22 protein-coding genes and 3 pseudogenes are annotated in these 20302 nt (G+C 72.3%); 13 read left to right on the forward strand and 12 right to left on the reverse strand.

Annotation, left to right across the window (positions count from 1 at the left end):
• Nucleotides 1-127 precede the first annotated feature (127 nt).
• From ACZ4N4_RS26515 to ACZ4N4_RS26535, 5 genes and pseudogenes are all read left to right on the forward strand, one after another.
• Nucleotides 128-1474 (forward strand): FAD-binding protein, encoded by a 1347-nt coding sequence (locus ACZ4N4_RS26515; protein ID WP_467592753.1) that lies wholly within the window; start codon nucleotides 128-130, stop codon nucleotides 1472-1474.
• Nucleotides 1475-1558: 84 nt separating this feature from the next.
• A complete protein-coding gene (locus ACZ4N4_RS26520; RefSeq protein WP_453566687.1) occupies nucleotides 1559-2305 on the forward strand; it encodes a nuclear transport factor 2 family protein in 747 nt (248 codons plus the stop codon).
• A complete protein-coding gene (locus tag ACZ4N4_RS26525; RefSeq protein ID WP_467592755.1) occupies nucleotides 2302-2643 on the forward strand; it encodes a YciI family protein in 342 nt (113 codons plus the stop codon). The genes ACZ4N4_RS26520 and ACZ4N4_RS26525 overlap by 4 nt, the downstream gene beginning before the upstream one ends.
• Nucleotides 2640-3899, forward strand: coding sequence for an RNA polymerase sigma factor (locus tag ACZ4N4_RS26530; protein ID WP_467592757.1), 1260 nt, complete (start codon nucleotides 2640-2642; stop codon nucleotides 3897-3899). The genes ACZ4N4_RS26525 and ACZ4N4_RS26530 overlap by 4 nt, the downstream gene beginning before the upstream one ends.
• A gap of 46 nt (nucleotides 3900-3945) precedes the next feature.
• Nucleotides 3946-4068: pseudogene (locus ACZ4N4_RS26535) on the forward strand (alpha/beta hydrolase); the annotation flags it as partial.
• 66 nt (nucleotides 4069-4134) lie between these two features.
• On the opposite strand, the gene pgm reads toward ACZ4N4_RS26535, so the two are convergent.
• Together pgm and ACZ4N4_RS26545 are read right to left on the reverse strand one after the other, a co-directional pair.
• The gene (gene pgm, locus ACZ4N4_RS26540; protein WP_467592759.1) at nucleotides 4135-5775 is read right to left on the reverse strand and encodes a phosphoglucomutase (alpha-D-glucose-1,6-bisphosphate-dependent); all 1641 of its coding nucleotides are present in this window, start codon (nucleotides 5773-5775) and stop codon (nucleotides 4135-4137) included.
• A 121-nt stretch (nucleotides 5776-5896) separates the two neighbouring features.
• Nucleotides 5897-6283 carry a barstar family protein gene (locus tag ACZ4N4_RS26545; RefSeq protein ID WP_467592761.1) on the reverse strand — a complete coding sequence of 129 codons (387 nt, stop codon included), beginning with the start codon at nucleotides 6281-6283 and terminating at the stop codon, nucleotides 5897-5899.
• Nucleotides 6284-6436: 153 nt separating this feature from the next.
• Here ACZ4N4_RS26545 and ACZ4N4_RS26550 point away from each other — a divergent pair, with 153 nt between their 5' ends.
• Nucleotides 6437-6604, forward strand: a complete 168-nt coding sequence (locus tag ACZ4N4_RS26550) for a hypothetical protein (protein ID WP_453566697.1) — start codon at nucleotides 6437-6439, stop codon at nucleotides 6602-6604.
• A 246-nt stretch (nucleotides 6605-6850) separates the two neighbouring features.
• Here the strand turns inward: ACZ4N4_RS26550 and ACZ4N4_RS26555 are convergent, their stop codons facing one another.
• The 6 genes and pseudogenes from ACZ4N4_RS26555 to ACZ4N4_RS26580 form a co-directional block, all read right to left on the reverse strand.
• The gene (locus ACZ4N4_RS26555) at nucleotides 6851-7603 is read right to left on the reverse strand and encodes a CbtA family protein (RefSeq protein WP_453566699.1); all 753 of its coding nucleotides are present in this window, start codon (nucleotides 7601-7603) and stop codon (nucleotides 6851-6853) included.
• A gap of 21 nt (nucleotides 7604-7624) precedes the next feature.
• Nucleotides 7625-7846 (reverse strand): CbtB domain-containing protein, encoded by a 222-nt coding sequence (locus ACZ4N4_RS26560; protein WP_467592763.1) that lies wholly within the window; start codon nucleotides 7844-7846, stop codon nucleotides 7625-7627.
• 470 nt (nucleotides 7847-8316) lie between these two features.
• Nucleotides 8317-9381, reverse strand: coding sequence for an enoyl-CoA hydratase/isomerase family protein (locus ACZ4N4_RS26565; RefSeq protein ID WP_467592765.1), 1065 nt, complete (start codon nucleotides 9379-9381; stop codon nucleotides 8317-8319).
• Nucleotides 9378-9620, reverse strand: a pseudogene (locus tag ACZ4N4_RS26570) (acyl-CoA dehydrogenase family protein); the annotation flags it as partial. The gene ACZ4N4_RS26565 and the pseudogene ACZ4N4_RS26570, both read right to left, overlap by 4 nt.
• A 125-nt stretch (nucleotides 9621-9745) precedes the next feature.
• Complete coding sequence (locus tag ACZ4N4_RS26575) at nucleotides 9746-10273, reverse strand: nuclear transport factor 2 family protein (RefSeq protein WP_467592767.1); 528 nt, start codon at nucleotides 10271-10273, stop codon at nucleotides 9746-9748.
• 154 nt (nucleotides 10274-10427) lie between these two features.
• Complete coding sequence (locus ACZ4N4_RS26580) at nucleotides 10428-10874, reverse strand: hypothetical protein (protein ID WP_453566704.1); 447 nt, start codon at nucleotides 10872-10874, stop codon at nucleotides 10428-10430.
• Nucleotides 10875-10972: 98 nt separating this feature from the next.
• Here ACZ4N4_RS26580 and ACZ4N4_RS26585 point away from each other — a divergent pair, with 98 nt between their 5' ends.
• The 6 genes and pseudogenes from ACZ4N4_RS26585 (at nucleotide 10973) to ACZ4N4_RS26610 (ending at nucleotide 17523) form a co-directional block, all read left to right on the forward strand.
• A complete protein-coding gene (locus ACZ4N4_RS26585; protein WP_453566706.1) occupies nucleotides 10973-11338 on the forward strand; it encodes a MerR family transcriptional regulator in 366 nt (121 codons plus the stop codon).
• Nucleotides 11339-11689: 351 nt separating this feature from the next.
• The gene (locus tag ACZ4N4_RS26590; RefSeq protein ID WP_467592769.1) at nucleotides 11690-12886 is read left to right on the forward strand and encodes an EfeM/EfeO family lipoprotein; all 1197 of its coding nucleotides are present in this window, start codon (nucleotides 11690-11692) and stop codon (nucleotides 12884-12886) included.
• A complete protein-coding gene (efeB, locus tag ACZ4N4_RS26595) occupies nucleotides 12883-14118 on the forward strand; it encodes an iron uptake transporter deferrochelatase/peroxidase subunit (protein WP_453566710.1) in 1236 nt (411 codons plus the stop codon). Before ACZ4N4_RS26590 ends, efeB begins: the two co-directional genes overlap by 4 nt.
• Before the next feature lie 193 nt (nucleotides 14119-14311).
• A complete protein-coding gene (locus tag ACZ4N4_RS26600; protein WP_467592773.1) occupies nucleotides 14312-16144 on the forward strand; it encodes a phospholipase C in 1833 nt (610 codons plus the stop codon).
• Between the two features lie 189 nt (nucleotides 16145-16333).
• Nucleotides 16334-16566: pseudogene (locus tag ACZ4N4_RS26605) on the forward strand (GNAT family N-acetyltransferase); the annotation flags it as partial.
• 147 nt (nucleotides 16567-16713) lie between these two features.
• Complete coding sequence (locus tag ACZ4N4_RS26610; protein ID WP_467592776.1) at nucleotides 16714-17523, forward strand: thioesterase family protein; 810 nt, start codon at nucleotides 16714-16716, stop codon at nucleotides 17521-17523.
• Between the two features lies 1 nt (nucleotide 17524).
• Here ACZ4N4_RS26610 and ACZ4N4_RS26615 read toward each other — a convergent pair whose 3' ends face one another.
• From ACZ4N4_RS26615 to ACZ4N4_RS26625, 3 genes are read right to left on the reverse strand one after another with little or no spacing between them, the layout of a single operon-like run.
• Entirely contained in the window at nucleotides 17525-18208 is a 684-nt protein-coding gene (locus tag ACZ4N4_RS26615) for a hypothetical protein (RefSeq protein ID WP_467592780.1), read from the reverse strand.
• Nucleotides 18195-18680 (reverse strand): DUF6114 domain-containing protein, encoded by a 486-nt coding sequence (locus ACZ4N4_RS26620; RefSeq protein WP_467592783.1) that lies wholly within the window; start codon nucleotides 18678-18680, stop codon nucleotides 18195-18197. Before ACZ4N4_RS26620 ends, ACZ4N4_RS26615 begins: the two co-directional genes overlap by 14 nt.
• A 38-nt stretch (nucleotides 18681-18718) precedes the next feature.
• Nucleotides 18719-19342, reverse strand: coding sequence for a DUF6230 family protein (locus tag ACZ4N4_RS26625; protein ID WP_467592787.1), 624 nt, complete (start codon nucleotides 19340-19342; stop codon nucleotides 18719-18721).
• A 132-nt stretch (nucleotides 19343-19474) separates the two neighbouring features.
• Here ACZ4N4_RS26625 and ACZ4N4_RS26630 point away from each other — a divergent pair, with 132 nt between their 5' ends.
• Nucleotides 19475-19927: an alpha/beta fold hydrolase gene (locus ACZ4N4_RS26630; protein WP_467592790.1), complete on the forward strand. Its 453-nt coding sequence runs from the start codon at nucleotides 19475-19477 to the stop codon at nucleotides 19925-19927.
• 36 nt (nucleotides 19928-19963) lie between these two features.
• Here the strand turns inward: ACZ4N4_RS26630 and ACZ4N4_RS26635 are convergent, their stop codons facing one another.
• The gene (locus ACZ4N4_RS26635; RefSeq protein WP_467592793.1) at nucleotides 19964-20089 is read right to left on the reverse strand and encodes a hypothetical protein; all 126 of its coding nucleotides are present in this window, start codon (nucleotides 20087-20089) and stop codon (nucleotides 19964-19966) included.
• Nucleotides 20090-20302: the final 213 nt, after the last annotated feature.

Raw genomic sequence — 20302 nt, forward strand, 5'->3', positions numbered from 1 at the left:
GGAATCCTGCGAAGTAAACCTGTGGTGATACTGCGGCGTCCATGCGGGAAACCTCACACGTCGGCCGGGCTCCCGGCGCGAAGATGGTTCCGCCCGTGTCGACCGATGCCCCCTGGGAGCGTGCCGCGTGACGTCGCCGGACCGGATCTCCGCGCAAGTCGCCGAACTGCTGGACACCCGCCCGGAGGTCCTCCGGGAGGCGGCCGACGACTTCGGTCACCTGGTGCGCCTGCCGCCCCTGGGCGTGCTGCGGCCCCGGTCCGCGGCCGAGGTCCGGGACGCGCTGGTGTATGCGGGGCCGCGCGGTGTCCCGGTGGCCGCGCGGTCCGGCGGTCACTCGCTCTACGGCCAGGGGCAGGCGCCGGGCGGGATCGTCCTGGACCTGTCCGCGATGGGCGAGGTCGGCCGGGCCGGCGACGGCCGGGTGGCTGTCGAGGCCGGGGCGCTGTGGCGGGACGTGCTGGCGGCCACCCTGCCCTACGGGCTCACGCCTCCCGTTCTCACCGACTACCTCGGTGCCGGCGTCGGCGGTGTGCTGAGCGCGGGCGGCCTGGGCGGCGCCAGTCACCGGCACGGTCTGGTCGCGGACTCGGTGCTGGAGCTGGAGGTGGTGACCGGGGCCGGTGAGCACCTGGTCTGCGCGCCGGACCGGCATGGCGCCCTCTTCGACGCGGTCCTCGCCGGCCTGGGCCAGGTGGCCGTGATCGTCCGGGCCACGCTCCGGCTGTCCCCCGCGCCCACCCTGGTGCGCCGCTACTGCCTGAACTACCCCGATCTCGACACCTATCTCGCCGACCAGCACCTGCTCGCGACCGACCGGCGCTTCGACTACCTCGAAGGCCAGGCCCGCCCGGTGGAGGACACCGCGGCCGGCTGGACCTGCATGGTCGAGGCCGTCGCCGCCCACCAGGGCCCCACCCCGCCCGATAACCGGACCCTGCTCGCGGGCCTCGCCTTCGACTCGGCCGAGATCACCGACCTCGGACACGCCGAGTTCGCGCACCGGGTCGCGGCCGACGAGGAGCTCCTGCGCGCGACCGGCGAGTGGCTGCACCCGCACCCCTGGCTGAACCTGCTGCTGCCGGAGGACACCGCCGCGTCCGTCGTGACCGGCATCCTCGCCGACCCCGCCTTCCGGGACCTGCGCGAGAACGGCGTGGTCCTCCTCTATCCCCTGCTCACCCGCGCCCTGCGGGCCCCGCTGTTCCGCCGCCCACGCGGCGAAGTCGTCTTTCTGCTGGCCCTGTTGCGTACGGCGGCCCCGGGCGCGGCCGACCCGATGGTGGCCGCCAACCGCAGGGTGTACGAAGCGGCGCGGGCGAAGGGCGCCGTCGCCTATCCGGTCAACGCGCTGCCGATGACCCCGGCCGACTGGCGGGAGCACTACGGCGGCCGGTGGGACACCCTGGCTCGGGCCAAGAGCGTCCACGACCCGTACGGCATCCTGGGCCGGGGCCACGGGATGGCGCGCTGAGAACTGCCGTCCGCCGGGGTGTCGATTCCGTGCGGCGCCGTTCGTCGGTGGGGTGTAAGAAGCTCTTGAGGACCGGGAGGAACCATGAAGTACATGCTGCTGGTCTGCGGCGACGACACCGCCGACGCCTCCGGGATGGCGCCGGTCGAACCCTGGGTGGAGGAGCACGGCGTCCGGAGCGGGGCCCGGCTCTACGGCCACCGGCTGCAGCTGCCCGACACGGCGGTCACCGTGCGCGTCCGCGACGGTGAGGTGCTGCGCACCGACGGTCCGTTCGCGGAGACCAAGGAGTACGTCGCCGGATTCGACGTCGTCGACTGCGACAGCCTGGAGGAGGCTGTACGGATCGCCGCCGGGCATCCCGTGGCCACCATCGGGGCCATGGAGGTGCGGCCGTTCTGGGACGAGGGGTTCGCCGAGGACGCCGAGACGGCGATCCGTCAACTCGACGCCGAGCTCACCGAGGCCACGCGCGAACGCGACGTCGACCGGCTGACGGCCTGCTACGCGCCCGACGTGGAGAGCTTCCAGCCCTCCGGCGCGGAGGCGCGGTCGGGGATCGCCGCGTTCCGCAAGGCGGTCGAGGGGTGGTTCGCGACGCTCGACGGGCCCGTGCACCGCGAGGTGCTCGAACTGCGGGTACGGCCCGGGGAGGGCAGCGCCTTCAGCCACGCCCTCGTCCGGATCCGCGGCACCCGCCGATCGGGCGAGCCCCTGGACCGGACGGTGCGCGTCACCACCGGCTACCGGGACACCGGTTTCAGCTGGCTGATCGCCCATGAGCACGTGTCGGTGCCGCTGGAGGAGACGGCCGGGAAGGAGCGGTCATGAAATACGTCCTGTTCATCTGCACGCCCGTCGGCGGCGAGGAGCTCAGCCCCGCCGAGATCGCCGAGGACCCGCGCTTCACCTCGTACATCCACGAGGTCCGCAGCCGTGACCTCGTCAAGGGCGGCGCCCGGCTGCGGCCGGCCTCCGACGCGACCACCGTGCGCGTCCAGGGCGACGAAGTGCTGCTGAGCGACGGGCCGTTCGCCGAGACCAAGGAGTACGTGGCGGGCCTCGACATCATCGAGGTCGCCGACCTCGACGAGGCCATCGCGCTCGCCTCCCGGCACCCCGCGGCGCTCGCCGGCGGCTCGGTCGAGGTGCGGCCGGTCTGGGAGTGAGTGTCACGGACGACGTCGAGAAGGCCGTCGCCGCCGCCTTCCGCGAGGAGTGGTCCCAGGTCGTCGCCACCCTGATCCGGGTGACCGGCGACTGGGACCTCGCCGAGGAGTGCGCGCAGGACGCCTTCGCCCAGGCGCTGGAGCGGTGGCGGCGCGACGGAGTGCCGCGCCGTCCGGGCGCCTGGCTGACCACGACCGCCCGCAACCGCGCCCTGGACGTGCTGCGCCGGGAGGCGGTGGGGGCGGCGAAGCTGCGGGAGGCGGCCGTGCTGGCACGGGACGAGGGACCGTACGACCCGGATCACGAGGGCGACGACAGCGGTGTGGCCGACGACCGGCTGCGGCTGATCTTCACCTGCTGCCATCCGGCGCTGCCCATCGAGGCCCGGGTCGCCCTGACCCTGCGCACCCTCGCGGGGTTGACGACGTCCGAGATCGCCCGCGCGTTCCTCGTCCCCGAGGCGACGATGGCGCAGCGGCTGGTGCGGGCCAAGCGGAAGATCCGCAACGCCGGCATCCCGTACCGGGTGCCGCCCGCGCACCTGCTGCCCGACCGCACGACGGGCGTCCTCGGCGTGGTCTACCTCCTGTTCAACGAGGGGTACGCGGCCACGGCCGGTGCCGACCTGATGCGGACCGGGCTGTGTGCCGAGGCCGTCCGGCTGGCCCGGCTGCTGGCCCGGCTGATGCCCGACGAGCCGGAGGTCGTCGGGTTGCTCGCCCTCCTGCTGCTGCACGACGCCCGCCGGGACACCCGGGTGGACCCGGCCGGTGACCTGGTGACCCTGGAGGACCAGGACCGCTCGGCATGGGACCGCGCCGGGATCGACGAGGGAGCCGCCCTGCTGGAGGGCGCCCTGCGCCGCGGCCGCCCCGGCCCGTACCAGATCCAGGCGGCCGTCGCGGCCTGCCACGTCACCGCGGCGACCGCCGCGGACACCGACTGGGCGGACATCGCCGACCTCTACGGCGAACTCCAGCGGTACGTCCCCTCGGCCGTGGTCCGCCTCAACCGCGCGGTCGCCGTGGGCATGGCCGAGGGCGGGGAGGCGGGCCTCGCACTGGTGGCGGAGCTGGAGGCGGAGGACGAGCTGTCCGGTTACCACCTGCTGCCTGCGACCCGCGCCGACCTGCTGCGCCGAACGGGCCGGATGCGGGAGGCGGCCGAGTCGTACGAGCGGGCCCTGGCGTTGGTGGAGAACGCGGCGGAACGCCGGTTCCTGGCGAAACGGCTCGCGGAGTGCCGGTCCGGGTAGGTGCCGGGGCTTCGCCGCAGGACCCGGCCTGGGGTCGTCCCCACTCTGGCCCGGCTCCCGGCTGGTGACCCTGCGCGGCGCGGACCGGCACGCGGTGTTCGGCGTCCACGGCAGCGCCTGCGTCGACGCGACGGTCAACGCCTACCTCGCCGGCGGGACGTTGCCGGCCGCGGGGACCAGCGGGCGCTGGAGGCGGTGGTCCAGCCGGTCTGGCCACCGCCCCCGGCGCGGGGCGTCAGCCGCCGAGCGCGGCCATCACCACCGCCTTGGCCTCCTCCTGTACCCGGGCCAGGTGGTCGGGGCCCTGGAAGGACTCGGCGTAGATCTTGTACACGTCCTCCGTGCCGGACGGGCGGGCCGCGAACCAGGCGTTCTCCGTGGTCACCTTGATGCCGCCGATCGCCGCGCCGTTGCCCGGTGCCTCGGTGAGGACCGCGGTGACCGGTTCGCCGGCCAGGGTCTCGGCGGTGACCTGGGCCGGGGAGAGCTTGGCCAGGAGGGCCTTCTCCGCACGGGTCGCCGGGGCGTCGATACGTGCGTAGGCGGGCTCGCCGAAGCGGGCGGTCAGATCGGCGTAGTGCTCGGACGGGGTCTTGTCCGTCACGGCCGTGATCTCGGAGGCGAGCAGGGCGAGCAGGATGCCGTCCTTGTCGGTGGTCCACACCGAGCCGTCCCGGCGCAGGAAGGAGGCACCGGCCGACTCCTCGCCGCCGAACCCGATGGCGCCGCTGACCAGTCCGTCCACGAACCACTTGAACCCGACGGGAACTTCGACCAGTTGCCGGCCGAGGTCGGCGGCGACCCGGTCGATCATCGAGGAGGAGACGAGGGTCTTGCCGACACCGGCGCCCGCCGCCCACTGCTCGCGGTGCCGGTAGAGGTAGGAGATGGCGACGGCCAGGTAGTGGTTGGGGTTCATCAGGCCGGCGTCGCGGGTGACGATGCCGTGCCGGTCGGCGTCCGCGTCGTTGCCGGTGGCGACCCGGAACTCGTCCCGCTTCTCGATCAGCGAGGCCATCGCGTAAGGCGAGGAGCAGTCCATGCGGATCTTGCCGTCCCAGTCCAGCGTCATGAACCGCCAGGTGGGGTCGGTGTACGGGTTGACCACGGTGAGGTCGAGGCTGTGCCGTTCGGCGATCCGGCCCCAGTAGGCGACGGAGGCCCCGCCGAGCGGGTCGGCGCCGATACGCAGACCGGACGCCCGGACCGCGTCGAGGTCGAGGACACTGGGCAGGTCGTCGACGTACACACCCATGAAGTCGTACCGGCCGGTGGTGGGCGCGGCGAGCGCACGCTCGTAGGGAAGGCGTTGTACGTCCTTCATCCCGTCGGCGATGATCCGGTTGGCGCGGTCCTGGATCCAGGAGGTGGCGTCGGAGGCGGCGGGGCCGCCGCTGGGCGGGTTGTACTTGAAGCCGCCGTCGGCGGGCGGGTTGTGCGAGGGGGTGACCACGACACCGTCCGCGAATCCGGTCGTACGGCCGCGGTTGTGGGTGAGGATGGCGTGCGAGACGGCTGGGGTCGGCGTGTAGCCGTCGGCGCTGTCGATCAGGACGGTGACGCCGTTGGCGGCGAACACCTGCAGGGCGGTGACCTTGGCGGGCTCGGACAGGGCGTGCGTGTCGGCGCCCAGGAAGAGGGGACCGTCGGTGCCCTGGCCGCTCCGGTACTCGCAGATGGCCTGGCTGGTGGCCGCGATGTGGTCCTCGTTGAACGCGGTCGTCAGCGACGATCCGCGGTGCCCCGAAGTGCCGAACGCCACCCGCTGGGCCGGGTCGGCCGGGTCGGGGTGCAGTGCGTAGTACGCCGTGACCAGCCGGGCCACGTCGACGAGGTCCTCCGGAGCCGCCGGCCGGCCCGCTCGCTCATGCGGCATGAGTCCACTTCCTCCGCAGTCGTTGATCGATCGCTGGACGCCCATCTTTCCTTGTCAGCGGCGGCGGACGCGAGTGCGGCACCGGCGTCGGCACCGAAGACACGGCGGGTTCACGGCGGGTTCACAGCTGCCGCAGCGCACCCGGGGCGCGCTGCTCGAAGATGCCGAGCAGCCAGTCCAAGACGGTGGCCCCGCGCCCGGCACGGGCCTCGGCCGACTCCGCGGCGACGGCGGCCCGGTTGGACGGGTGGCAGCGGGCGAGCCGGATCTCCCGTCGGCGGGCGGTCTCCAGTTGGCCGAGATTCACCCGGGACGTCTCGTGGTCGCGCCACTCGAAGACGAAGTCATCGTCGTCGGGGGTGCCGAAGCCGCCGCCGAGGCGGTCGGCGAGCGCGTCGAGATCGCGGCCGAAGTAGCCGCCGGGCCCGTTGACCGCCTCGCCGATCACCCGCCGGAAGTCCTCCAGTGTTGCGATCCGGGTGCCGTCCAGTACACAGGTCGCCGTCACGGCCCGCAGGATACGGCGCTCGTACGGCAGGGACCGGGCGGTCGGCCGAACGGCTCCCCCACAGACGCGGCGGACGTTCCGGAACGCCCGCGACGGGACATACTGAACGTCAGTCAACTCCCGCGCCCCCGGACACTCACGAGAGGCCGCACCGTGGAGAACTCCCTCGCGCCCGCCGCCCAGGATCGCTACGACACCTATCTGGACCATGTGCGGCGCTGCCCCGACTGCCGCCCCGTGCGCTGCGGGGCGGGACAGGCGCTGGTACGCGCCTATCTGGCGACCACCCGGTCGGAGCGAACGGACGCCCGCGAGCACTGAAGCGGCTCGCCCCGGGAGCCGTCGCCGCCACTGTCGTTGCCCTTGCCGGCCGAGCAGTCGGACGGGGAGACACGGGTGGGTACGCCGGGCTTCTCGGACTGCACGGGATTCCCTGACCAGGGATGTGGCACACCTGGCTCCGCCAGCCCGTCCCGACGCGTCCACGGCTGAACGACCGGATGGTGCCCGGAGCACGCGAGAGGGCCCCCGGATGGATTCGGAGGGCCCTCGCGTGTCGTGCGTCGTTCAGTGGGCGGCGGGAACCGTCCGCCCGGCCGGGGCCGTCGCCGGCCTGGGGTTGAGCTGGCGTTCCGCCAACTCGCCGAAGAGCAGGCCGAACCCGCCCCACAGCACCAGCTGGATGGCCAGCGCCGAGAGCCGGAACCGCCACAGCAGGGTGGCCGGGAAGTCCGTCGGCACCTCGTTGATGGTCGGCAGGAACTGGTACGCCAGTCCGATGACGACCGCGAACGCGGCAACCGCGACCACGGTCGCCCACCAGGTGCCGAGGCTCGGCCGGAGCCGCTTGCCCAGGATGGTGGCGGCGACCGCAAGGAGCACGCTGAGCACCATCATCAGGAAGTACAGCGTGGTCCGCTTGCCGATGGTGTCCGGGTCGCCCACCGACGGCGGGTTGGCCGGGTACTTCAGGAAGGGCACCACGTACACGGCGAGCAGCGCGCAGACGGACAGCAGCAGCGCCGTCGCCCGCGGCGAGAAGCGGCCGACGCGGCCCAGGGCGAAGCAGTAGGCGAGTGCCGCGATGCCGCCGAAGGCGACCCCGTAGACCAGCACACCCGTGGCCAGGCCCGCGGTGGACTGGAGGGAGCGGGAGACGACCTCCATCTCGTGCTCGTGCGAGTGGGCGTCCTCGAAGCCGATCGCCTTGTCGACGTTCGGCTCACCGAGGAGATAGGCGACGGCCAGGGCGAGCACACCGGCGGCGAGGCCGGCGAGCATGCCCCGCACCAGGAGGTTTCTTACCGTTGCGGAGTTCATGAGCGTGCGGCGTCCCTTGCGTCAGTGGCAGGGGAAGCCGAGGAGGTGGCGGGCGTCGTGCACCCACTCGTGGACGTCCGTGCCGCTGAACACGGAGGTGGCGCCCTGCTCGGCGCCGACGAAGTAGAGCAGGATGAACATGAGGATGCCGAAGAAGACCGCCCAGGGAGCTATCGCGCTCGGCGGCAGCTTGGCGGGAACGACGGGGGTGGTGGCTGTCGGCTGCGCGACGGTCTGCGCCATGGCAGAACCTCCTCTGGGAGTTCGCGTCCCATCTCGGTGGTGCAGTGGACGACGGCTACGGGTCTGACTCACGAGCTCCCGGGGGCTCTCGCATACAGTGGCGCGACCGTGCCGGACTTCCACCGGCTTCCGTTCTGTCGTCGTCGATATCGGACAGACCGTACCGCGTGTCAGGAGCACGGCCAAGACCGCCCCATCAGGCGTGATCTTCATCTCGCGCCCGGTGGCCTGTTCCGGGGGTGCCGGGTCAGCGGTGACGGAACCCGCCGGGCGTTCGCCGGTCCAGGTAGCGCTGCGGCTGCATCTCCGTGCTGCCGGCGCTCGAGGAGGGTCGTCGTCCTCTACTGGGCGGCCGGTTCATTCCGGCTCCCCGCGCTGGTCCCGGATGATTGGTACGACGCCGGAGAAGTCCTCGGCGGCTCCGACGCGTTCGGCGCAGGAGGCGTACAACTCGACGGCGACGGTACGGCTCACCAGGCCGGCTCCGTGGTGGTGTCGGGTCCGGCGAGCCCCAGTTCGTGTTCGCCGAGCGGAGCGAAGAACCGGTCGACGTCGGCGTCGGTGACCTCGGCGAGGGTGGCCGGGGACCAGCGCGGGTCGCGGTCCTTGTCGATGACCTGGGCACGGATGCCCTCCACCAGGTCCGGGGCGGACAGGGCGGCGCAGGAGACGCGGTACTCCTGGTCGAGGACCCGCTCCAGCGGACCGAGCCGCCGGGCCCGGCGCATCGCCGCCAGGGTGACTTTCAGGGAGGTCGGCGACTTGGTGAGCAGGGTCTCCGCCGCCTCCTTCGCCGCCGGGTCGCCGTGGGCGAGCAGCCGCCGGACGATCTCCTCGACCGTGTCTGCGGCGTAGCAGGCGTCGATCCACTCCCGGTGACGGGCCAGTTCGCCTTCCGGCGCCGGTCGCACGTGCCGGTCGAGCGCATCGTGCACGGGTCGGTCGGCGAGGTCGGCGATCAGCCGCTCGATCCTGTCCGAGGGGACACAGTGGTCGGCGAGACCACACAGCAGGGCGTCCGCCGCACCGATCTGAGCGCCCGTCAACGCGAGGTGGGTGCCCAGTTCACCAGGGGCGAGGGCGAGCAGGTACGTGCCGCCGACGTCGGGGACGAAGCCGATGCCGGTCTCCGGCATCGCGATCCGCGACCGCTCGGTGGCGATCCGGACGCTGCCGTGTGCGGAGACGCCGACGCCGCCGCCCATGACGATGCCGTCCATGATCGCGACATAGGGCTTGGGGTAGCGGGCGATCCGGGCGTTGAGGCGGTACTCGTCGCGCCAGAACTCCGCCGACGCGGTGCCGCCCCCGGCGCGGACGTCCTCGTAGATGCTCCGGATGTCGCCGCCCGCGCACAGGCCGCGCTCCCCCGCGCCGGTGATGACGACGGTCTCGACGGCCGGGTCGTGCTCCCAGGCGGTGAGGGCCTGGTCGATGGAGCGGACCATGGCGTGGGACAGGGCGTTGAGGGCCCTGGGGCGGTTGAGGGTGAGGTGGGCCGCCCGGCCGGCGGTGTGGAGCAGGACGTCGCTCATCCGAGGGCCTCCGTGAGGCCGCGGGCCACGATGACGCGCATGTTCTCGTTGTTTCCTTCCAGGATCTGCTGGACCCGCAGGTCACGGACGATCTTCTGGATACCGTACGCGCCGAGGTGGACGCAGCCGCCGTGCAGCCGGCGCGCGCGGTCGGCCAGGTGCGCCAGGCCGCGGTCGAGGGCGCTGCCGGCGCCTCCGAGTGGGCAGGCGGCGATGCGGAGTCGGCCGCCGACGACACCGGCCGGCCTTTGTCACGTCCGCGCTCCGGGCGGTGTCTTCATGCCGAACAGGCAACGCATCCCGGCAACGGATGAGGAGAACACCGTGACGCCGCGCATTCCGAAGGCCGAGCTCCCCGCCGGGCTCAAGGCGAACATGGTCGAACGGCTCGGTGCCGTGCCCGAGAACGTCGAGGTGCTCCTGGCACAGTCCCGAGGTCGCCCAGGACAACCTGGAGTTCGGCTGCAGGGTCGGCGCCGGGGACCGGGCCGACACGAGCCTCAAGTCGTTCGCGCACAGGGCGGTGGCCGCGCAGGCCGGCTGCAGCTGGTGCCTGGACGTCGGCTACTTCCAGGCGCAGAACGGGAACCTGGACCTGACCAAGGCCAGCCAGGTGCCGCGCTGGCGGGAGGCGGACGTCCCCCACCAGGTGGATCGTCACCCGGCGGGACACGAACCGCCATACCCCGTCGCGGTGTTCGAAGCGGTCGCTGTGTCGGCCCGCGGCGATGGGCTGCATGGGCAGCAGGCCGGGCAGCGCCTGGAACACGGTGACGTAGGAACGCGCGGTGGCGGTGCGGGTCTCGGCGTCGATCTCCACGGCGATGTTCGTCGTGGCGTGGTGGGTGCGCGGGGTCCCGTCCTCGTAGCGGATCACGGTCTCCCTGAGCATCCGCTCGACGCCCTCGCGCCCACGGCCGGCGGGCCACTCCCGATGAACTCGCCGTCGGCGAAGAGTTCACCGACCCCGGCGGAGTCCCCCGTGTCGACCAGCTCCGCGTACCGTGCGATCAGGTTCGTCACGGCCGTCGTATCCGCGCTGGTGTTCATGGCAGGTGAGGCCTGGAGACCAGGCCGGTCCGCCGTGTCGACCGCCACGGCCACAGCTGGGCGGCACCGAACGCCGCCTCCACCACGAGGAAGAGCCACAGCAGCCGCGTGGCACCGTGGCCCAGCGCGTACGCCTGCCACAGGGCGAACAGGACCCGCGCCACGCCGTCGAACAGGCCGTAGGCCGGCCGCGGTTCGACGATCCGCAGCAGCGCCCACACCACCACGACCGAGCCCATCAGGTTCGCGTACAGGGTCTGCGTCGGGTCGAGGGCGGGCAGCACGCCGAGCCCGAGGGCGTCCCCCAGCGACGACAGTCCGTCGTGTACGAGCGCATAGGTCCACGGGGTCGCAAATCCCGCGGTGACGACGAGGTCGTACCAGGCGCTCGCGCGGACGACGCGCGGATAGGCGGGGTGGGTGGGGGCGGCAAGACGGATCACGACGAGGCTCCTGCTCATCTCGTGGCAGCGACGCCTCACGCTAAACAGTGGAGTACTGTCCAACGTCAAGTCCCAGTGCGGCGGTCCGGCGGAGGGTCATGCGTATCGGAGAGCTGGCCGCGCGGGCCGGCCTGAGCAAGGACACCATTCGCTTCTACGAGAGGATCGGCCTCGTCACGGGTCGCCGGCTGTCCAACGGCTACCGCGATTTCCCGCCGGAGACGGTGCCTTGGCTGCACTACGTCCGAACCGCGCAGACCCTCGGCTTCTCGCTGGCCGAGATCGGCCGGCACTTCGAGGAGCTGGGCGACGCGCCGGACTCGGCCGAGGCGCTGTCCGCGCTGTTCCAGGAGAAGATCCGGGTCGTGGACGCGCGCATGGCCGAACTCGCGGCCCTGCGGAGCGAACTCGAAGCGCGAGTCGGCACCGGATGCCCGTTGCGGGCGGTGGAACAGACGGGCTGAGTCCCGGCGCGGGGTGCTCGGCGTGGGAGGCGGCAGGTGAGGACGACATGGCCCCTGCGCGCGTCGCCGGTGACCCGGCCGGAGGCCGGCGTGCGCAGTCGATGCCGGCCTCGTAGCCGGCGTCGCTGACCGCCTCGGGCACCTGGGCGGCGACGAGGACGAGGTGGGCGCGGATGAACCTCTCCGGCTTCAGCCACGGTGGTCCGGCCCGGCGCCGGCTGAGGGGCTCGTCGGGAGGTCCGGTGAACCGGCAGGGAACTCTTGGTCATGGGTTTCCCTGGACGGCCGTTCGAGTGCGCGGGCGTGCCTAGCATGAGGCGATCACGAACGGTACGAACCCGGGAGCTCGGGATGGTGTTGTCCGGCCTCGCCCAGAGGTCGTTGCGTCCCTGGGCGGTCGTCGCGGTCGCCGTCGTCTGCCTGGTGGCCGGGGTCCTGGCGCTCACGCACGACTCACGCCCCGCACACGCCGTCCCGGCCGCCCTGCCGCACACCACGGTGGAGGTGTCCGCCAGCCGCTGCGGGCGGGGCTGGCGCGCGCCGGTTCCCGGCGTCCAGGTCTTCGATCTGCGCAACCCGACCGACGGCCCCGCCGAGGTCCTGCTGGAAGACCCGGAGAGCCAGGCCGTCTACGGCGAGGTGGAGGACATCGGCCCCGGTACCACCCGGGAACTCACCGTCCGCCTCGGCAAGGGCAGCTACGCGTTCAAGTGCGTCCCCGACGACGCCGACGCCGTCACCGGCCCCACGGTCCGCATCGCCAGGGGGAGGAGCGGCCCGGCCGCGGCTCCGGTCACCGAGCACGACCTGATCCCGCCGGCGCTCGCCTACCAGAAGTGGATCGGCGGCGGCCTGTCCGACGTCGTACGGCTGACGACGACACTGCGGGACGCGATCGACGGCGGCGACCTCGCCGCCGCCCGTACCGACTGGCTGCCGGCGCACCTGGAGTACGAGCGGCTGGGCGCGGCGTACGACGCCTTCGGGAACGCGGACGGCGCGATCAACGGCACGGACGCGGGCCTGCCCGGCGGGGTGCACGACAAGGACTTCACGGGCTTCCACCGCGTCGAGTACGGCCTGTGGCACGGCGAGTCCGCGAGCGGCCTGCGCGGCCCGGCGGCCGGTCTGGTCAAGGCGGTCACCGCGCTCCGCGACGACTGGGCCCAGACCCGGATGGACCCCGCCCAGCTGGGGCTGCGGGCGCACGAGATCCTGGAGAACACGGTGCAGTTCGAGCTGACCGGCCGCACCGACTACGGCAGCGGCAGCAACCTCGCCACCGCCCGCGCCAACCTGGACGGCACGGTGCAGGTCATGTCCCGGCTGCGCCCGCTGCTGGCCACCCGGTACGCCGGTCTGTCCGCTCTGGAGGGCGAACTGGACCGGCTCGGGAAGACGCTCGACGGGTTCGAACACGGCGGCACCTGGACACCGCTGGGGCAGCTGAGCCACCGGCAGCGCGAGAACGTCGACGCGGCGCTCGGAGGCCTGGTGGAACGGCTGGCGTCGGTGGCGACCCTGTGCGATCCGCGGAGGACGGTGTGAGCACCGACGAGACGACCGGCAGGGGCGGCGTCGGCCGCCGTGGCTTCCTGCGGGGCGCGGCGCTCGCGGGCGCGGGACTGGCCGCCGGCGGGGCGGCCGCCCCGGTCGCGGACCGCACGGCGGCGACGGCCGCCCTCGCGCCCTTCCACGGCGCCCGTCAGCAGTCCGCGATCGCGGCACCGCGCCGGACGACCGTCTTCACCTCGCTCGACGTCACCGCCACCAACCGCGCCGAGCTGACCGACCTACTGCGCACGCTCACCGACCGCGCCCGCTTCCTGACCTCCGGCGGCACCCCCGACCCGGTGGGCGTCACCGCGCCGCCCGCCGACTCCGGCGTCCTCGGCGAGGAACTGCCGTCGAGGGCGCTGGCGGTGACCGTCGGCGTCGGCGCCTCGCTCTTCGACGACCGGTACGGGCTCGGGAGACTGAGGCCCCGTCGGCTGACCACGATGCCGGCCTTCCCCGACGACGACCTCCGGCCCGAGTGGTGCCACGGCGACCTCAGTTTGCAGTTGCACGCGGACGACACCGACACCGTGCTGCACGCCCTGCGCGACATCGCCCGGCACACCCGGGGCGGCATGCAGGTCCGCTGGCGGCTGGACGGGTTCAGCAGCCCGCCCCGGCCGTCCGGCACCCCGCGCAACCTGCTCGGCTTCAAGGACGGCACCGCCAACCCGGAGACCGGCAGCGCCCGTGAGATGGACCGGCTGGTGTGGGTCGGCGCGGACTCCGGCGAGCCGGACTGGGCGGTCGGCGGCAGCTACCAGGTGGTGCGGCTCATCCGCATGCTGGTGGAGTTCTGGGACCGGGTCTCGCTGAGCGAGCAGGAGCGGATGTTCGGCCGCTCCCGCCAGTCCGGTGCGCCCCTGGACGGCGACGCCGAGCACGACACGCCCGACTACGCGGCCGATCCCAAGGGTGACGTCATCCCGCTGGACGCGCACATCCGGCTGGCCAACCCGCGCACCACGGCCACCGCCGGGCAACGCATCCTGCGCCGCGCCTACAACTACGACCGGGGCATGGACAGCAACGGCAACCTCGACATGGGCCTGCTGTTCAGCTGCTACCAGCAGGACCTGGCGCGGCAGTTCGAGACCGTGCAGAAGCGGCTGGCCGGCGAACCGCTGGTCGACTACGTCTCGCCGTTCGGCGGCGGGTACTTCTTCGCGCTGCCCGGGGTGCGGGACACCGACGACTGGTACGGGCGCGCGCTCCTCACCTGAGCCTGTCCACAACCTGAGCTTGTTCGGACAACTCCTCGATCTGATCGGTCAATACCCGGTCAAGATTTGCCCCAGCATCCCTGACCCGCTATTCATTCAGCCGCCATCATGGCTCCGCCGCAGCGCCCGGAAGCGGGCGAAGCATCCCTGCCTGTACGACGCAGTGACGTTCATGCCCGGAGGGTGAGTTCGCATGGCCAGCACAGGAAGACGAACGGCGATCAGGAGTCTGGGGGCGCTCGCGGGGGCCGCCGCGCTCACGGTCCTCGGCGGCACCGCGCCCAGTTGGGCGGCCGTTCCCGCCGGGCACGGCGGTGGGTCGTCGACCGCGACCCCGATCAAGCACGTGGTCGTGCTGTTCGACGAGAACATCTCCTTCGACCACTACTTCGCGACCTACCCGAAGGCCGCCAACACGGACGGCACGAAGTTCACGGCGTCCAGGAAGACCCCGAAGGACATCGACACCGTCGCGCACGCCGGGCTGCTCACGAAGAACCCGAACCAGTACACGCCCAAGCGGCTCTCCCCGTCACAGGCGCTGACCTGCGACCAGAACCACTCCTACGGGCCCGAGCAGCTCGCCTACGACGGCGGCAAGGCCGACCAGTTCGTGCAGAACACCGAGGTCGACAAGTGCAGCGGCGGCCTGTTCGGCGAGCCGGGCCTGGTCATGGACTACTACGACGGCAACACCGTCACCGGGCTGTGGAACTACGCCCAGCAGTACGCTCTCAACGACCGCTCCTACAGCTCGGTCTACGGCCCGTCCACGCCCGGCGCGCTCAACCTGATCTCGGGTCAGACGCACGGCGCGATCTCGGTCGACTCCGTCACCGGCAAGCAGACGTCGACGCCCGACTCCTACGCCATCGCCTCCCCGAACGCCAAGGGCGTGGGCACGGTCATCAACGACCCTGACCCGGCCTTCGACGACTGCTCCGACAAGGACCACACCAGCACCAGCGCGCTGGCCTCGCTGCAGGGCAGGAACATCGGTGACCTGCTCAACTCCAAGCATGTGACGTGGGGTTGGTTCCAGGGCGGCTTCCGTCCGTCGACCGGCTGGGACGGCAAGCCGGCCGACTACGCCAAGTGCGACACCACGCACAGCAACGTCGGCGGCGCCTCCGTGGTCGACTACAGCCCGCACCACAACCCGTTCTCGTACTACAAGTCGACGTCCAACCCGCACCACGTGGCGCCGAAGAACGTCAACGAGATCGGTCACAACGGCCAGGCGAACCACAACTACGACCTGACCGACTTCACCGCGGTCGCCAAGGCGGGCAAGCTCCCGGCCGTCAGCTTCCTCAAGGCAGGCGAGTACCAGGACGGGCACGCCGGGTACTCCGACCCGACCGACGAGCAGCACTTCCTCGTCAACGAGATCAACGCGATCCAGAGCTCGCCGCAGTGGAAGTCCACCGCGATCGTCGTCGCCTACGACGACTCCGACGGCTGGTACGACCACGCCTACGCCAAGCCCCGCAACGGCTCCAAGGACACCACGGTCGGCTCCAACGGCAAGGCCACGGACAGCGCGGCCTGCCAGGCGGGCCCGGCCGCGTCCGGCGGCTACGCCGACCGCTGCGGCCCCGGCACCCGGCAGCCGCTGCTGGTCATCTCGCCGTACAGCAAGGTGAACAAGGTCGACCACACGCAGACCGACCAGTCGTCCGTCATCCGCTTCATCGAGGACAACTGGCGCACCGGCCGCGTCGGCGACCACTCCTTCGACGCCACCGCGGGCTCGCTGACCAACATGTTCGACTTCCGGCACCCCAACAACAAGCAGGTGCTGCTGAACGCGAACGGATCCGTCAAGCACGTCGGCCCGATCCACCACGTGGCCCCGGTCAGCACGCACATCACGCCGGGCCCGGCGATGGTGAACACGGCCGCGGCGACCGGCTCCGGCGCGTTCCCGGCCCTGCCGGTGAGCCTCGGCGCGGGCGCCCTCGTGGCCGCCGGCGCCACGGGCACGTACCTGACGCTGCGCCGTAGGCAGCGCACCACGGCCTGACCTCCGCACGACCCCTGTCACCTCGGCACGGTCCTCCTCCCCGGACCGTGCCGAGGTGCGTGTGGACATGGCTCGAATTCTTCATACTTTCGGACGGAACGGGGCATTGACGGAACGCCGGTCATTCCCCGGGAGTCCATGGCGGGCGAGCGAAGCGAGATGGGGGTACCCCCGGCCGAAGGCTGGGGGAGGCTCAGGCCGCCCGGCTGGACCGAGATCAGCGCCGTCTGCACCGCCCCCGAGGCGCGCGGAAAGGGCCACGCCAGCGCCTGGTGAGCGCGCTCGCCGCACGCGTCCTGTCCCGGGGCGACCGCCCCTTCCTGCACGCGGCCGAGTCGAACGCCCGCGCGATCGCGCCCTACGAACGGCTCGGCTTCGAGAGCCGCAGGCGGGTGACCTTCCGCGGCTTCCGCACCCCGTGACGCCAGGGGCCGCCGGACGGCCCGCGCGGCCGCGGCGCCTGCCCCGAGCCCCGGCGGATTACATGCACTGTGCACTTTCTCACCCGGCTCGACGGCACGGATGGCGATAGCGTCCGAGGTGTTCACCCCGACAAGGAGAGACGCCCGTTGTCCATCCCGACCGTGTCCCCGGGCAGTTACTTCGAGGCCGTCGACGGCCACCGCTACAAGCCGACGCCGCACGCGGTCGGGGCCTGGGCGCCGGACGAGCAGCACTTCAGTCCGCTGTCGGGGCTGGTCGTCCACGCCCTCGACCAGTACCGGGCCGCCCGCCCGGACAACAACGGTCTGCTGCTCTCCCGGATCAGCTACGACATCCTCGGCCGCCTCGCCCTGGACGAGTGCGAGATCGAGGTGGAGACCGTCCGCCCCGGGCGGACCATCGAGCTTCTCGAAGCGGTCGTACGGATCTCCGGGCGATCGGTCCTGCGGGCCCGCGCCTGGTATCTGGCCGAACTCGACACCACCGCGGTCGCCGGCGGCCCCGACGACTGTCTCGTCCCGCCGGACTCCCTCGCCCCGTGGCCGGCGGGCGAGCTCTGGCCCGGCGGCTACATCGAGTCCGTGGAGATCCGCCCGGTCGAACCGCGGCGCCCGGGCCGTACGGCGGCCTGGATCTCCACACCCGTGCAGCTGGTCGCCGGGGTGCCGGTCAGTCCGCTCGCCTCGTATCTCACCCTGGTCGACACCGCCAACGGCATCGCCGTCCGGCAGTCCCCCACCGAGTGGATGTTCCCGAACGTCGACCTGACCGTCCACCTCCACCGCCGGCCCCGGGGCATCTGGACGGGGTTGGACACCAAGGTCACCTTCGGCCCGACCGGACAGGGTCTGACCAGCACGGTCCTGCACGACGTGGACGGCCCGGTCGGACACGCGTCGCAGATCCTCACGGTCCGGCCGCTGCCGGGGGCGTAGGTCACCTGGCCGCGGCCCGCCACCGCGGTCCCTTGATGGACAGCCGGCCGCCGATCTGCACGGCCTGTGCCACGCTCGCCGAGACGAGGGTGATGGTGCGGGTTCGGGCGACCGGGTGCGCGAGCCAGCGGGGTACGGCGTCGGGGGTGACGGTGACGCCACGGTGCGCCGGGAGCGGGCCGCCGCCGAGGCCCGTCACCCTGCCGGACAGCTTGCGGACGTAGAGGGTGACCACGCCGTCGGCACCCTGGCCCTTGAACGAGGAGGTCGTCGCCGGTCTGGCCCTGAGGCGCAGCGCCGCGCGGCCCCGGCCGGCGGTCAGGTCGAGGTCGACGGCGTCCAGCGACCGCACGGTGAACCTCAGCGCCCGGACGGTCCCCGTGGCGGTGCGCACCGTGGCCGTCCCGTGGAACCTGGCACCGCGCAGCACGAGCCGGTCGGCACGCAGCACCCAGGAGCCCTCGGCGGCGCGGAGCGGGCGCGGCCCGAACCGTGGTGCGTCGGCGGCCGCCGAGGAGACGCCCACCGCCGGGTGCAGGGACAGGGACAGGCAGGCCACGGCCGCCGCGCAGGCGAGCGGCCGGGACGCACGGGCGAGCACGGAACCGGTCCTACCCGTACGGTGCGGGCGACCGCGTTCGTCGGTGTGCACGCCCCGGCCGGTGCGGTCGTCAGCAGCCGCCACTTCGCCCCTCCGCCGCCGCAACGACCGTGGTCCCGCCCTCACTCGTCGGTGCCGGCGGTTCCCCTGCCGTGGGAGGCAGCCAGGCGCAGGCCAGCGAGCCGCCGACCAGGCCGGAGGCGACACCGAGGAAGAGCCCGCCGAAGTTCGCGACGGGAAAGGAGATGACGGCGAGCAGGAGGGTGGCGATCCCGGCGAAGACCCGGAGATGGGGACGGCAGCAGAGCGCGACGCCCAGTACCAGGAGCAGGGTTCCGATCACCAGGGACCCGGCGCCCGAGGTGGTCGACAGGGCGAGCGGGATGCCGCCCAGGTCCAGTTTCGCGAAGGGCCAGTAGAGGATGGGCAGCCCTGCGGTGAAGGTGAACAGGCCTGCCCAGAAGGGACGTTCGCCGCGCCAGGTGCGGAACCTGCGCCGGAACTCCGGTGCCGCGGCGAGCAGTTCGCCCGGCCTGCCGAAGGGGTTGGTGATCACGCGTCCTGTCCTGATCAGTGGTGTCGTGGTCCGCCGGGTCAGGGGCATGTGTGGTTGCCCGGTTGGATGCGCACCCGCAGGCCCGGGACGTTGAAGGTGCCGGCGGACAGCGCGAGCGTGTTCACCCGCACGTCGGTGAGGGTGACCGAGGTGGACTGGAGGCCGATGCCGTCCGGATCGAAGAACCGGGAGTCCCGGTCTCCGGACCTGACCGGGCCTTTGGAGATGGCGCCCTGGGCGACACCGATGTCGAGGCCGGTGAAGTTCGCTTCCGCGGCCGCTTCGGCCGTGAAGTCGAGGAACAGGTCCGACGCCTCGGCCAGCCGCTGGTCGCCGCCGGTGAGGCGCAGGGTCTGCGTGCCCAGCACCGGAACGTCGACCGTGATGGCCTCACAGAGGCCGCTGACCTTCGCATGCCGGAAGCCGGTGACCACGACCGGTACGAGTTCACGCTTCCTGGTCACGTCGATCATGCTGTAGAGGCTGACCCCACGGGCGGTCAGTGAATCGGCGGTGAGCTGGAACTTCTGGCCGGAGATGAAGAAGGACGCGGCGAGCACGCCCTGCGCCATGCCGATTCCGACGGTGGCGCACGCCGCGACGCCGGGCACCAGGACCACCGCGAAGAGCCGCCAGCGGGTTCTCCCGGCGCGGTGCGACATCCCGTCTCCTTCGGTCGTGAGGTGATGCCCCGCCCCTGCCGGACAAGGCGAAAGATGTCCTGTTTGTCCGGTGACGGATCCTAGGCTTCCGGGTCGGGCGACCGGCTGCACGCCAGGCCCGCCGTTCGAGTGGTGCAAGTTCTGCTGGGCCCTTCGGGCGACGGGGTGGGGGCCGTGCGGGGTCCAAGTAGGCTGACGGGCGTTCGAAGTGGGTCAAGTGCCCGTATCGCCGAGACGGAGCTACCCAGGGACGGGTTCCTGTTCCTGGACCGGGAGAAGTTCGCGGCGTCCTTCGCCGCCGCCGTGCCCGAGGCGCGGGCGGCGTTCATGGCCGACTCGCAGGTGCCCTGGGGGCTGGACGCGGCCTGCGGTGCGATCACCGCGCCGGCCTGGCGGGTCAGGCCGTCCTGGTACCTGGTCGCGACCGACGACCGGACGATCCCGCCGCCTGTGCGGCACACGATGGCCGAGCGCGCCGGGGCGACGGTCACCGAGACTCCGGGCAGCCACGCCGTCTACGTCTCGCGTCCGGCCTCGGTGGCGGCCGTCATCGCCCAGACCGCCGAGGGCGCCGCCGGATCCTGACCTGCGCCGCGGGTTTCCAGGCAGCGTGCGCCGCTCTCAGTTCCCGGGCGCCGCCTCGGCAGGTGCCGCGGCGGCGCTCTCCGCGGGCCTGCGGTGCACGGCACGGACCGGGATCGCGAGCAGCCACCAGTACTTGGCGAGGCTCGGTGACCAGAACGCCACCGGGATCGCCGTGACGAAGACCAGGACGACCAGGAGGTTGCTGCGGACCGCCGTCCGCAGCCGTCCGGGCTCGCCAGGAGCGGGAACGACCCGGGCGTGGGGGGGGGGGTGGAGGGGGGGATGTTTTCTGGGAAGCCGGTGCCGCGGGGTGATGGGGGGGGCGTGCCTATCTGCGCGGTATGTCCCACCCCACCCTACCGCGGCCTTCGTATC

The organism is Streptomyces sp. NPDC026538 (assembly GCF_055567535.1).